The organism is [Rhizobium] kunmingense (genome assembly GCF_977018605.1).
Genome location: NZ_CDRNXG010000001.1, coordinates 3137594 through 3149532, shown reverse-complemented (window position 1 = coordinate 3149532; position 11939 = coordinate 3137594). Strand labels below are relative to the sequence as shown.

Sequence of the window (11939 nt, the reverse complement as noted above, 5' to 3'; positions counted from 1 at the left end):
TTCGAAGGGGACTTTCAATGGACCGTCTTGACCGCAAGATCCTGCGTATTCTGCAGGAGGATTCCACGCTCGCAGTTGCGGATCTCGCCAAGAAGGTCGGTCTGTCGACGACGCCGTGCTGGCGCCGTATCCAGAAGATGGAAGAGGATGGCGTCATCCGCCGTCGTGTGGCGCTGCTCGATCCGGGCAAGGTCAACACCAAGGTCACCGTCTTCGTCTCGATCCGGACCGCCAGCCACTCGATCGAATGGCTGAAGCGTTTTTCCGAAGTCGTCGTCGAGTTCCCGGAGGTTGTGGAGTTCTACCGCATGAGCGGTGACGTCGATTACCTGCTGCGCGTCGTCGTGCCTGATATCGCCGCCTATGACGCCTTCTACAAGCGGTTGATCGCGAAGATCGAGATCCGCGACGTATCCTCCGTCTTCGCCATGGAGCAGATCAAGTACACGACCGAACTGCCGCTCGACTACATGATGATCGACAGCAACAAGTCCGGCGAGGACTGAGCGGCACGGCCACTTCGGGCTATCAGAAGGTCTCGAGGAATTAAAGGAAAGGGCCTCCGGTGAGGCCCTTTCTGCGTTTCCAATGCTATTTGCGCTCAAGCCTTGCGAGCAGCGAGGATGTATCCCAACGATTGCCGCCCATCGCCTGCACATCGCCGTAGAACTGGTCGACCAGCGCCGTCAGCGGCAGTTTGGCGCCGTTGCGGCGGGCTTCGGTCAGGACGATGTCGAGGTCCTTGCGCATCCAGTCGACGGCGAAGCCGAAATCATACTTGCCCTGCTCCATGGTCTTGTGGCGGTTTTCCATCTGCCATGAGCCCGCAGCGCCCTTGGAAATCACCTCGATGACCTTTTCGATGTCCAGGCCGGACTGCTTGCCGAAATGGATCGATTCCGAAAGGCCCTGAACGATGCCTGCTATGCAGATCTGGTTCATCATCTTGGTCAGCTGGCCGGCGCCGACCGGCCCCATCAGACCGACCATACGGGCAAAGGCGTCGATGACGGGTTTTGCCTTGTCGAAGGTTGCCTGATCGCCACCGCACATCACGGTCAGTACGCCGCCTTCGGCGCCTGCCTGGCCGCCCGAGACGGGGGCGTCGATGAAGCTCAAGCCCTTTTCCTTCGCCGCGGCGTCCAGTTCGCGGGCGACTTCGGCGCTGGCGGTCGTGTTGTCGATCAGGATCGCGCCGGACTTCATGCCCGAGAAGACACCGTTCTCGCCCACCGTCACCGAGCGGAGATCGTCGTCGTTGCCGACGCAGGTGAAGACGAAATCGGCATCTTTCGCGGCCTGGGCCGGGGTGGCGCCGGTCGAACCGCCGAACTTCTTTGCCCATTCTGCCGCCCTGGCGGCGGTACGGTTATAGACGGTTACGTCGTGGCCGCCTTTTTCCTTGAGGTGCCCCGCCATGGGAAACCCCATCACGCCAAGACCGATGAATGCCACTTTCGCCATGCCGAACCTCCAGATTCTTTGCTGCCTGAGGATTAGAACAAAGAGGGGTTGCCGCAAAGCGAAAATGATTTTTCGCGATGCGGTAGGGAATTGAGGTTTAGCAGTTTTGCATTCCGATCCCGCCAAAAAAGAGAAATGAAATCTCACTCTGCCGGGTTTCTTTGAAACAATGGAATGTCGACCAATTCGATAGAGTATGGGAGCATTTCCTTATCGAAGGGATGCCGGCCATGGCGAGCATGGCTGGTGACGGAGAAGGGAAAGGGACACTCCCATGGCAATTTCACGCAGACAGACACTTGGTCTCATCGGTGCGGCAGCTGCGATAGGCACCCTGCCGATCGCCGGCAAGGCGCGGGCAGCGGCCAAGGAGCTGCGCATCGGCTGGCAGAAGAACGGCGTGCTGGCGCTGGCGAAAAGCCAGGGGGCTCTGGAGAAGAGGTTTGCCGATCGCGGCATCACGGTGACCTGGTCGGAATTCACCTCGGGTCCGCCGCTTCTCGAGGCGCTTGGCGCCGGCGCGCTCGACTTCGGCCCGACCGGCGATGTACCGCCGCTGTTTGCCCAGGCCGCACGCGGCAATCTTCTCTATGTCGGCACCTATCGCGGCAGTTCCCAGGGATCGGCCGTCCTGGTGCACAAGGATAGCCCCATCCAGTCGATCGAGGACCTGAAGGGAAAGCGGCTTGCCTTCAAGCGCGGTTCGAGCGCCCATAACGTGGCCGTCAAGGTTCTGCGCAAGGGTGGGCTTTCGCCGGCAGACGTCACCCAGCTCGACCTCGCGCCGCCGGATGCGGCCGCCGCATTCAAGAACGGCTCCATCGATGCCTGGTCGATCTGGGACCCGTATACGGCAATCGCCGAGGCAGATGCGAATACGCGGGTGCTGACGACGGCGGAAGGCATCGTCGACTCCTGGAGTTACTTCCTCGGCAATGGCGATTTCGCCGCCGAAAATGGCGAGCTGATCGTCGAGGTGATCGACGAGTTGAAGAAGGTGGGTGGTGCGGCGCAGTCGAATTTCGACGAAACGGTGAAGGCGATCGCGTCGATTACAGGCGTTCCGGAAAAGGTGACGAACGTGGTTCTGTCGCGCCGCGGGGCCGATCTCGGTGCCGTGTCGACCGTGCCGGATGCCGCCGTGCAGTACCAGCAGGCACTGGCCGACGAGTTCTTCGATCTCAAGATCATCCCGCGCAAGCTCGACATCAGCGAGATCGTCTGGCGGCCGAAGGCGAGCTGAGCTGGCGGCGAATTGCCCTGACACGCGCGGTGCGGAACAAAGGATTTTCATCATGACCGATCAAAAGAAACCGATCGATTTTCTCTGGTTCATCCCGACCGGCGGTGACGGCAGCTATCTCGGCGGCAGCGAGCTGAACCGGCCGCCGGAAAACCGCTACCTGCGCGAGCTGGCGCAGACCGTCGACCGGCTCGGGTTTTCCGGCGTGCTTCTGCCGACCGGCGTTTCCTGCGAGGAATCCTTCGTGACGGCCGCATCGCTGGCGCCGTTCACGGAGAAGCTGAAATTCCTCGTGGCGATCCGTCCCGGAACGGCGGCTCCGGCCTATTACGCACGGCTGGCGGCGGCGCTCGACCGGGTGACGAATGGCAGGCTGCTGCTCAACATCGTCGTCGGTGGCAATCCATCGGAACTGGCGGGTGACGGGATCTTTCTCGAGCATGACGAGCGCTATGCTCATGCCGAGGAATTTTTCCAGGTTTTCGAGGATCTGGTGACCACCGGCCATGCGGATCTCGACGGCAAGCACATCAAGGCGAAGGGGGCCAAGCTCGGATTCCCGACCATCCAGCAACCGCGCCCGCCGCTTTATTTCGGCGGCTCGTCGGATGCCGGCATCGATTTCTTTGCCGGGCGCGGCGACAAGTACCTCACCTGGGGGGAGCCACCGGAGCAGGTCGAGGAAAAGATCAAGGCCGTGCGCGCCGCGGCCGAAAAGCGGGGCAGGGACGTGTCCTTCGGTATCCGCCTGCATTTCATCGTGCGCGAGACGGACGAGGAAGCGTGGGAAGCGGCAGACCGGCTGATCTCCAAACTTTCGGACGAGACGATCGCCAAGGCACAGGCGCATTTCGCCAAGGATTCCGACTCGGTCGGCCAGCGGCGCATGGCGGCATTGCATAACGGCCGGCGCGACAGCCTTGAAGTCTCGCCCAATCTTTGGGCCGGGATCGGGCTGGTGCGCTCGGGCGCCGGCACGGCACTGGTCGGCTCGCCGAAGACGGTGGCGGCGCGTCTCAGAGAATACCAGGACCTCGGCATCGAGACGGTGATCGGATCGGGTTATCCGCATCTTGAGGAGGCTTACCGGGTCGCGGAGCTGCTGTTCCCGGAACTGGGGCTGACGCGCGAGGAACAGCGGGCAGGCTTCGGCAACGAGTTCGCCTCCGACAAGCCGCTTTTCGGCGGTGGCGGCCACGCGACCATCCGCGCCGTTGCGGCATCCTGACAACTCGCGCCAAGGGGCAAGCGATGACGACAGTCGATACGTTTTCCGAGGGCCGCGGCCTTCGGCGCATTCGAGACGAAAACCCGCAGGCGGCTGCGGGCAAGCCATCCCCTCCCAGGGCTGCGGCGGAGAGCGGTGCGCGGGGACCTTTATCCCCGCGTGCCGCAACAGGCAGGGCAGCGAGCGGAGCGGCGGCGGGCCGCGTCGGCCGAGCCGTCTGGCTGCCTTATCTCCTGCCGGTGACACTGGTGCTGCTCTGGCAGGCAGGATCTCTGGCGGGGATCATTGCCGACCGTATCATGCCATCGCCGGTGGCGGTGGTCGCCGCCTTCTGGGAGAGGCTACTCTCCGGCGAGCTGGCGCGGGACATCGGCGTCAGCGGCGCACGGGCGCTTAGCGGGCTTCTGATCGGCGGATCGATCGGCTTTTTGCTCGGCATCGCCAACGGCGTGTCGAAACTGTCGGAGCAACTGACCGACACGACCTTGCAGATGCTGCGCACCATTCCGCACCTGGCGATGATACCGCTTGTCATCCTGTGGTTCGGAATCGGCGAGGAGGCAAAACTGTTCCTCACCTCGCTCGGCGTTCTCTTCCCGATCTATCTCAACACCTATCATGGGGTGAGGAATGTCGATCGCGACCTGATCGAGATGGGACGGATCTATGGGATGAGCAGTTGGTCGCTGTTCCGCAAGGTAATCCTGCCCGGTGCGCTTCCATCGATTTTCGTCGGGCTTCGCTATGCGCTCGGCATCATGTGGCTGACGCTGATCGTGTCGGAATCGATCGCCGCCAATTCCGGCATCGGCTACATGGCCAATACCGCCCGTGAATTCATGATGACCGATGTCGTGGTGCTGGCGCTCGTCATCTATGCGGTTCTCGGCAAGCTTGCCGATGTCGTTGCACGTATGCTGGAACGCCGGGCGCTCGCCTGGAACGCCGTCTATCAAGGTTGAGGAGACAGGATATGCCGATCGGACCCTTTCAATCGCCGCTCGCCTTCGTCTCCGACAGCGAACTCGACCTGCGCTTTCCAGAGGCCCCGGACGAGCCGCCGCGCAGTGAAGCACCGCCTCAGCCCGCCGGGCTCAAGCTGCGCGGCGTCGAAAAGCGCTTCGGCGACAACGTCGTGCTGAAGTCGATCGATCTCGATGTGCCGGCCGGGCAATTCGTCGCGATTGTCGGCAAGAGCGGTTGCGGCAAGAGCACGCTGTTGCGCTTGCTTGTCGGGCTGGATGAGCCGACCTCGGGAGAGATTTCCTTTCATGGGGCGCAGGGCGATGCCGTCGATCCGAACGCTCGCATCGTCTTCCAGGAGCCGCGGCTTCTGCCGTGGTTCTCGGTGGCCGACAATGTGGCGGTCGGACTGGGCGACGGGGTGGCCAAGGCCTACGGACGCAAGGAGGCCGAACGGGCGCTGTCGGCCGTGCAGCTTGCCGAAAAGGCGGGCGAATGGCCTTCGAAACTGTCGGGCGGTCAAAGGCAGCGCGTGGCGCTGGCACGGGCGCTCGTCAGCCGTCCCGGGCTTCTGGCGCTCGACGAGCCGCTCGGGGCGCTCGATGCCCTGACGCGGATCGGCATGCAGGATCTGGTCACGGACGTCTGGCGCGAACTCGGCTTCACCGCGGTTCTCGTCACCCACGACGTGTCGGAGGCCGTGCATCTGGCCGACCGGGTGATCGTGCTCGACGAAGGCCGCATCAGCCTCGACCTGGAGATCCCTCAGACGGGTACGAGACGGCACGGCGACCCGGTTCTGGCGGAGCTGGAGGGGAAATTGCTGGACCGGATCCTTGGACGCGGGTGACGGGCCTGCGCCCGTCGATGCGGGAGCGACAAAGAAAAACCTTCCGCATTGCAATCTGTGATTGACGAGCGTTCGCCCCGTTCCGCATTCTCTTGTCTGACAACAGGGGAATGGCGAGAATGGCGGCACGGTTGCTGATGCGAAACAGGAACTACCGGTTGCTGTTCGCAGCCGGCACATTGACCAATCTCGGCGACGGGCTGGTCATTCTTGCTCTGCCATGGCTGGCTACGCTTCTAACGCGCGATCCGCTGCTGATCGCGGCCGTCACGGCGGCCTCGCGACTGCCTTGGTTGCTGTTTTCCATCCCGGCCGGCGTTATCATCGACCGGGCCGATCGTCGAAAGCTGATCGCTCGGACAGATCTTCTGCGCGCCGCACTCATCTTCGCCATCATGTTGTTGGCTTTGAGTGGACCATTCGCCGGGGCGGAATGGGTCTTGGCAGCGCTCGCCTTTCTGCTGGGATCAGCGGAAGTGATGCGGGATAATGCGGCGCAGACGATCCTGCCATCCATCGTTCATCCTGCCGATCTGGAAACGGCGAACGGACAGATGTGGAGCGCCGAGCAGATCACCGGGCAGTTCGTCGGCCCGCCGCTCGCGGGGCTCTTGATCGGCGCGGGGATTGCCGTGCCCTTCGGTATCGATGCGGTGGCGCTGATCCTTGCCGCAGGCATGGTGTGGATGATGACGTTGCCGCCGCAGATGCGGATATCGGCGCGCTTCTGGACCGCATTGGTCGAAGGCCTCGGCTTCATGCGGCGCGACACGGCACTGCTGCGTCTTGCCATCGTGCTGGGCTGCGTGAATTTTCTCGATTTGATGGCGGTGACGGTCACCGTTCTCTATGCACAGGAAATCCTTGGTCTCACCGCCGTCGAGCATGGATTGCTGCTTTCGATCGGGGCGCTTGGCGCGGTCGTGGGCAGCCTGTGCGCACCGGCGGTGGCAAGGCGCCTGGGGGGACAGGCCAGTCTCTATCTGGCGCTGACTATCTGGGCATGCAGCTATGCGGTGATCGGTTCGAGTTCGAACACGATCGTTGTCGCGGCTGCCATCTTCGTCTTCATGTCGGGATCGATGCTCTGGAACGTCATCACCGTCTCGTGGCGACAACGGCGCGTGCCGGGCGAACTTCTGGGCCGGGTCAACAGCATCTACCGGTGTTTCGGCTGGGGTGCGATGCCGCTTGGGGCGATGGCCGGTGGCCTGGTGGTCGCGGTGCTCGAAACCGAAGCGGGCAGGGATATGGCGCTGAGGGCGCCTTTCCTGCTCGCTGCGGCGGGCTTCCTTTCCCTGTTGATCTACGCGATCTTCAAGCTGCGGCTGCGTTAGACATGCCGATCAGAACGGTTTGATCACCGCAAGTGCGACGATCAGCACGAGACAGACGAGGACGACCGGCATGCCGATGCGCACGAAGGCGTTGGGGTCGAGCTTCGGGTCGGCGGCCATCTTGCGCATCGCGGCCTGCTGCATGCCGTGCAGCGCCGACAGGACAACGACGAGGGTAATCTTGGCATGCAGCCAGCCATTGCCCGAAAAGCCGGTATAGGCGAAGGCGAGCCAGAGGCCGAAGATCCAGACGCCCGCAAGGGCCGCCGTGGTGACGGTGCGATCGTATTTGCGCAGCGCTTCGATCACGCCGATGCGGATCGGCGCCGGTACCATGGAGATGACGAAGGCATTGATCAGCATGCCGCCGATCAGCAGGAAATCGGACAGAAGGTGCAGGGCCTTGATGATAAAATACAGCATGGATCAATCACTCCAGATCATGGATTCGGTATAGCCGAGTTCTCTAAAATCACGCTGGCGCAGCGCTTGCTCGGATGGGTCGCCGGGAAAGAATTCGTCGAGCTGTGGCGGTTTGACCGATGTGCCCGAAAGCATCGCATGCACCTGACCGCGATGGTGGATCTGGTGCTGGAAGAGGTGGAGGAGCGCGCGCTCGGCAGGCTCGATCTGCACATGGGTCTCGCGCGGGATGCGGACCGTTGCCGACAAGCCATCGGCCGTCAGCCCGCGACAGTGGTCGATCAGCCGTTTGTCGGCCGCACGCTGTTCGCGCGCGAGATCGACGAAAGCCGGAAACGGAACTTCAGGCTCGAAGGCGGACGCGCCGGGACAGTGTCCTTCGAGCGCACCGATATAGAGCCAGTCGACGGTGAGGATGTGGTTCAGCGTGTGGATGATGGAGGGGAAGAAACTCGTTCTTGCGGCGGCGAGTTCCTGGCCGGAAAGCAGGGAACAGGCGCTGAGAAGACGATGGTTGGACCAGCCGTTGTTATAGGCTTGGGCGAGAATGTAGCGTTGCGGTGTCATTGACGCCTTCTCCCTGGTCCGAGGGCCTGTTCCTCACCCCAACCCTCTGACCTCAAACGGGGCGAGGCGACATGCCCCGCTTTGCATCTGCCGGAGACGGAGAGGCTGCATCACAGCTCCTTCTCTCCGTTTTGGGAAGAAGATGCCGGTATGCGGGTGAGGGGAAGAATATTCCCCATCACCGCGTCGCCTGTCGAGAAACTAGCCCTTCAACTTGGCAATGACTAGATGGCCGGGGCTCGGGTTGCCGTCCTGCATGCGCACGTTGATATCGGTCATCTCGACGATCTCGAAGCCGGTATCGGAAAGTCTTGTGCGGATATAGGCGGGCGAATGCAGGAAGCGCTGGTGGGGGCCGACGATATAGCTGCGCGCGTCGCCTTCCGGCAGGGTTTCCGAGGAGAAGATGAAGAGGCCGCCGGCAACCATGTTTTCGGCCGCGCCGAAGAACAGCGGTTCGAGCGCGCCGAGATAGGGCAGCACGTCGGTCGCGGTGATCAGGTCGAAGGCGTCATCGTCGTTGTCTTCGAGAAAATCCTCGACTTCGGCGACATAGAGCGTCTCGTAGAGATCCTTCTCATGGGCGATCTCGACCATGTTCTCGGAAATGTCGATACCGGTAATGTCGCCCACCATGTCGCGCAGCGTGCCGCCGGTAAGACCTGTGCCGCAGCCGAGATCGAGCATCCGCTTGAAGGGGCCGAGTTTAAGCTCCTGCAGGCGCTGGCGCACCATGACCGGCACGGCGTAGCCGAGCTGCTCGACGAGGATATCCTCGAAACCTTCGGCGTGCTGGTCGAACAGGGTCTCGACATAGGCGTCGGGCGCCTTCGGAGGCGCGTCGCCACGGCCCATCGAGGCGATGCGAACGGCAGCGCCGCCGTGATCCTCGGGGTCGATGTCGAGCACCTGCCGATAGGCTTCGACAGCCGCATCGATTTCGCCGGCCTTTTCGTGTGCCAGTGCCCGGTTATAGGCTTCCGCCAATGCTTCTTCGTCGATCTTCGCCATAGCCGCAATTCCTTGTTGTCGCGTGCGCTTTAAGCGCGATCGCGCCGTTTGGCAATGATCGGCTAGCGGACGAGGTGGCGGGTCAGGCGACGCTCGATGAAGGCCCAGAGGTGGCGCAGCGCCTCGACCATGGTGAGGTAGAAGATCGCCGCCCAGAGATATGTCTGGTAATCGAAGGTGCGCGAAAACGCGTAACGGGTCTCGCCCATCAGGTCGTAGACCGTGACGATGGCGACGACCGCCGAGCCCTTGATCATCAGGATGATCTCGTTGCCATAGGGGCGCAGTGCGACGATCAGCGCCTGCGGCAGGATGATCTTCCAGAAGGTCACGCGCTTGGAAAGGCCGAGTGCCGCTGCACCCTCATGTTGACCGCGCGCGACGCTCTGGATCGCGCCGCGCAGGATTTCCGCCTGATAGGCGGCGGTGTTGATGGTCAGCGAGAACAGGCCGCAATACCAGGCCTCGCGAAAGAACCACCACAGGCCGACTGCTTCCAGTTGCGGGCGAAAGCTGCCGAGGCCGTAATAGATGAGGAAAAGCTGAGCGAGCAGCGGGGTGGAGCGGAAAATGTAGACATAGGCATAGGCGATCGTGTTGAGCACGCGGTTCTTCGACATGCGCGCGAATGCGATAGGCAGGGAGAGGATGGCGCCAAGCGCAATCGAGATGCCGACGATCGAGATCGTCGTCCACAGGCCGTTCAGATAGCGCGGCCCGTAGCGTTCGAACTTGGCCGGGTCCCAGCCCTCGATGACCATGGTGACAAGCACAATGGCGAGGATCACCCAGACGGCAAGAACGCCGATACCGAGCACTTTCGAAGCCGTCATCGGGCGGTTGAGGACGGCGGGTGCAGGACGCGGCGCAATGAGTTCGTGCGAAATGCTCATCGGCTGACCTCCGAACGCTTGGCCCAGCGCTCGACGAAGCCAAGGCCGAAGGAGGAGATCATGGCGAGCACGAGGTAGAGAAGGCAGGCGATGAAATAGAAGAAGAAGGCTTCCTTGCTGACGCGTGCGGCAATCCCGGTCTGGCGGACGATGTCGGCAAGCCCGATGACGGAGACGTAGGACGTGTCCTTCAGCAGGATCAGCCAGAGGTTGGTCAGCCCCGGCAGCGCGATGCGCACGAGCTGTGGCAGGACGATCAGCAACATCGTCCTGCCACGACGAAGGCCGAGCGCATCGCCCGCCTCGTACTGGCCGCGCGGGATGGCGCGAAAGGCGGAGAGAAGCACTTCCGAGGAGTAGGAGGAAAACACCACGGCGAGGGCTATGAGACCGGCCAGAAAGGCGTTGATCTCGATCCGTCCCTCATAGCCGAGCGTGGCTGCGACCGACTGGATCAGCATCTGCGCGCCGTAATAGACGATGAACAGCGTCAGCAGTTCCGGCAGGCCGCGGAAGATCGTCGTATAGATGCCGGCGGCAAGCCGCAGTGTCTTTTCTTCCGATTGCGCCGCGAGCGCGATGAGGAAGCCGAGGACGAGGCCGATGGGCAGGGTCGCCAGCGCCAGGGTGATCGTCACCTTGACGCCGAAGGCGATCTCGTCGCCCCAGCCGGTATCGCCGCAGGAGATAAGGCCGTCGCCGCCGAGCAATGTGAAAATCCCGACGGGTCCGCAGAACGGGTCGAGTGTGGCAAAGAGGGCGGAAAGCCAGCCGCTCATAGGATCATGTTCCAGTTCATAGTCCCCCGCGGCTTATTCCGTGCCGCTTTCGATTGCCAGTTAAAAGGGAAAATTTGCTGAGGACAAGAGGTTCACAAAAATGAAAACGGCGGAAGAACAAGCCTTCCGCCGTTTTTTCTAACGAGAACTGGTCCGATTATTCGCCGCCGTAGACGTCGAAGTCGAAATACTTGTCCTGGATCTTCTTGTATTCGCCATTGGCGCGGATCGCGGCGATCGCGGTGGTGAACTTGTCGGCGAGCGCCTGCTCGTCCTTTCGGACCGCGATGCCTGCGCCTTCGCCGTTGATTTCCGGGTCGACCGGCAGCGGCGTCAGGATCTTGCAGCAGGAGCCGGCATCCGACTTCACCCACTCGGTCAGAACGACGATGTCATCGACGACGCCGTCGACGCGGCCGTTGGTGAGATCGAGCTTGTACTCGTCAGCCGTCGGGTAGAGCTTCGCGTCGGAATCGGCAAAGTGCTTTTCGACATAGTTGGCATGGCTGGTGGAGCCCTGCGCGCCGATGGCCTTGCCGGCAAGCGATGCAGCGGTGGCTTCCGTCAGCGGCGAATCCTTCGGTACGGCGATTGCCGGCGGCGTGTTGTAGTACTTCTTGGAGAAAGTGACCTGCTGCTGGCGCTCCGGCGTGATCGACATGGAGGCGATGATGGCGTCGAATTTCTTCGACTGCAGCGCCGGGATGATGCCGTCCCAGTCATTGGTGACGAAGGTGCATTCGGTCTTCATCTCGGTGCAGAGCGCCTTGGCGATGTCGACGTCGAAGCCGGTCAGTTCACCGTTCGATTCCAGAACGTTGAAGGGCGGATATGCGCCTTCGGTGCCGATCACCAGCTTTTCCTGGGCGGATGCGGCGCCAGCGAAAAGCGAAAGTGCTGCGAGCGACGCCGCGGCGAGCAGACGGGTGGAATTGATCATGATGGTCCTCTCTGTTGGCAGCCCGGCGGCGTGTTCCTGTTCTATCACGACCGGGGAAGGGCTCGTTGGCCCCTTGGCTTTTTATAGATACCGACGCCGGAAAAATTGCAACGGCATTTTGCAGCGCAACCACAGGGACAAATGGACGGCCGCCGCGCAGTATGAACGTCCCGTTCAAAACCGGTTCAGACTGCGAACCGGATGATGCGGACCTTTGCTGCCCGCCTCAATGGGAACCAAA

13 protein-coding genes are annotated in these 11939 nt (G+C 62.1%); 6 read left to right on the top strand and 7 right to left on the bottom strand.

Features of this window, described 5'->3' with window-relative positions; all coding sequences use genetic code 11:
• The first annotated feature begins 17 nt into the window (after nucleotides 1-17).
• A complete protein-coding gene (locus tag AC0JZ4_RS15185) occupies nucleotides 18-506 on the top strand; it encodes an Lrp/AsnC family transcriptional regulator (RefSeq protein ID WP_471887189.1) in 489 nt (162 codons plus the stop codon).
• A gap of 85 nt (nucleotides 507-591) precedes the next feature.
• Here the strand turns inward: AC0JZ4_RS15185 and AC0JZ4_RS15180 are convergent, their stop codons facing one another.
• Complete coding sequence (locus AC0JZ4_RS15180; protein WP_471887901.1) at nucleotides 592-1479, bottom strand: NAD(P)-dependent oxidoreductase; 888 nt, start codon at nucleotides 1477-1479, stop codon at nucleotides 592-594.
• 259 nt (nucleotides 1480-1738) lie between these two features.
• On the opposite strand from AC0JZ4_RS15180, the gene AC0JZ4_RS15175 reads away from it, so the two are divergent.
• From AC0JZ4_RS15175 to AC0JZ4_RS15155, 5 genes are all read left to right on the top strand, one after another.
• Nucleotides 1739-2707, top strand: coding sequence for an aliphatic sulfonate ABC transporter substrate-binding protein (locus AC0JZ4_RS15175; RefSeq protein WP_471887188.1), 969 nt, complete (start codon nucleotides 1739-1741; stop codon nucleotides 2705-2707).
• Nucleotides 2708-2759: 52 nt separating this feature from the next.
• On the top strand, nucleotides 2760-3935 hold the full coding sequence (gene ssuD / locus AC0JZ4_RS15170; protein ID WP_471887187.1) for an FMNH2-dependent alkanesulfonate monooxygenase: 1176 nt from the start codon (nucleotides 2760-2762) through the stop codon (nucleotides 3933-3935).
• Between the two features lie 23 nt (nucleotides 3936-3958).
• Entirely contained in the window at nucleotides 3959-4897 is a 939-nt protein-coding gene (locus tag AC0JZ4_RS15165; protein WP_471887186.1) for an ABC transporter permease subunit, read from the top strand.
• Nucleotides 4898-4908: 11 nt separating this feature from the next.
• Nucleotides 4909-5748, top strand: a complete 840-nt coding sequence (locus tag AC0JZ4_RS15160) for an ATP-binding cassette domain-containing protein (protein WP_471887185.1) — start codon at nucleotides 4909-4911, stop codon at nucleotides 5746-5748.
• 119 nt (nucleotides 5749-5867) lie between these two features.
• Complete coding sequence (locus tag AC0JZ4_RS15155; protein WP_471887184.1) at nucleotides 5868-7085, top strand: MFS transporter; 1218 nt, start codon at nucleotides 5868-5870, stop codon at nucleotides 7083-7085.
• A gap of 9 nt (nucleotides 7086-7094) precedes the next feature.
• Here AC0JZ4_RS15155 and AC0JZ4_RS15150 read toward each other — a convergent pair whose 3' ends face one another.
• The 6 genes from AC0JZ4_RS15150 to AC0JZ4_RS15125 all read right to left on the bottom strand — a co-directional run bounded on the left by AC0JZ4_RS15150 (nucleotide 7095) and on the right by AC0JZ4_RS15125 (nucleotide 11698).
• Nucleotides 7095-7508: a CopD family protein gene (locus tag AC0JZ4_RS15150; protein ID WP_471887183.1), complete on the bottom strand. Its 414-nt coding sequence runs from the start codon at nucleotides 7506-7508 to the stop codon at nucleotides 7095-7097.
• Between the two features lie 3 nt (nucleotides 7509-7511).
• Nucleotides 7512-8075 (bottom strand): DinB family protein, encoded by a 564-nt coding sequence (locus AC0JZ4_RS15145; protein WP_471887182.1) that lies wholly within the window; start codon nucleotides 8073-8075, stop codon nucleotides 7512-7514.
• Nucleotides 8076-8276: 201 nt separating this feature from the next.
• Entirely contained in the window at nucleotides 8277-9086 is an 810-nt protein-coding gene (locus AC0JZ4_RS15140; protein WP_471887181.1) for a methyltransferase domain-containing protein, read from the bottom strand.
• 62 nt (nucleotides 9087-9148) lie between these two features.
• Nucleotides 9149-9979 (bottom strand): ABC transporter permease, encoded by an 831-nt coding sequence (locus AC0JZ4_RS15135; protein ID WP_471887180.1) that lies wholly within the window; start codon nucleotides 9977-9979, stop codon nucleotides 9149-9151.
• Nucleotides 9976-10758, bottom strand: coding sequence for an ABC transporter permease (locus AC0JZ4_RS15130; RefSeq protein ID WP_471887179.1), 783 nt, complete (start codon nucleotides 10756-10758; stop codon nucleotides 9976-9978). The genes AC0JZ4_RS15135 and AC0JZ4_RS15130 overlap by 4 nt, the downstream gene beginning before the upstream one ends.
• Before the next feature lie 157 nt (nucleotides 10759-10915).
• Complete coding sequence (locus tag AC0JZ4_RS15125; protein ID WP_471887178.1) at nucleotides 10916-11698, bottom strand: transporter substrate-binding domain-containing protein; 783 nt, start codon at nucleotides 11696-11698, stop codon at nucleotides 10916-10918.
• Nucleotides 11699-11939 lie beyond the last annotated feature (241 nt).

Excerpts from the sequence above, each read along its gene's own strand:
- AC0JZ4_RS15185 (WP_471887189.1), top strand. The coding sequence starts at position 18 with ATGGACCGTCTTGACCGCAAGATCCTGCGTATTCTGCAGGAGGATTCC.
- AC0JZ4_RS15175 (WP_471887188.1), top strand. The coding sequence starts at position 1,739 with ATGGCAATTTCACGCAGACAGACACTTGGTCTCATCGGTGCGGCAGCT.
- ssuD (WP_471887187.1), top strand. The coding sequence starts at position 2,760 with ATGACCGATCAAAAGAAACCGATCGATTTTCTCTGGTTCATCCCGACC.
- AC0JZ4_RS15165 (WP_471887186.1), top strand. The coding sequence starts at position 3,959 with ATGACGACAGTCGATACGTTTTCCGAGGGCCGCGGCCTTCGGCGCATT.
- AC0JZ4_RS15160 (WP_471887185.1), top strand. The coding sequence starts at position 4,909 with ATGCCGATCGGACCCTTTCAATCGCCGCTCGCCTTCGTCTCCGACAGC.
- AC0JZ4_RS15155 (WP_471887184.1), top strand. The coding sequence starts at position 5,868 with ATGGCGGCACGGTTGCTGATGCGAAACAGGAACTACCGGTTGCTGTTC.
- AC0JZ4_RS15150 (WP_471887183.1), bottom strand. The coding sequence starts at position 7,508 with ATGCTGTATTTTATCATCAAGGCCCTGCACCTTCTGTCCGATTTCCTG.
- AC0JZ4_RS15145 (WP_471887182.1), bottom strand. The coding sequence starts at position 8,075 with ATGACACCGCAACGCTACATTCTCGCCCAAGCCTATAACAACGGCTGG.
- AC0JZ4_RS15140 (WP_471887181.1), bottom strand. The coding sequence starts at position 9,086 with ATGGCGAAGATCGACGAAGAAGCATTGGCGGAAGCCTATAACCGGGCA.
- AC0JZ4_RS15135 (WP_471887180.1), bottom strand. The coding sequence starts at position 9,979 with ATGAGCATTTCGCACGAACTCATTGCGCCGCGTCCTGCACCCGCCGTC.
- AC0JZ4_RS15130 (WP_471887179.1), bottom strand. The coding sequence starts at position 10,758 with ATGAGCGGCTGGCTTTCCGCCCTCTTTGCCACACTCGACCCGTTCTGC.
- AC0JZ4_RS15125 (WP_471887178.1), bottom strand. The coding sequence starts at position 11,698 with ATGATCAATTCCACCCGTCTGCTCGCCGCGGCGTCGCTCGCAGCACTT.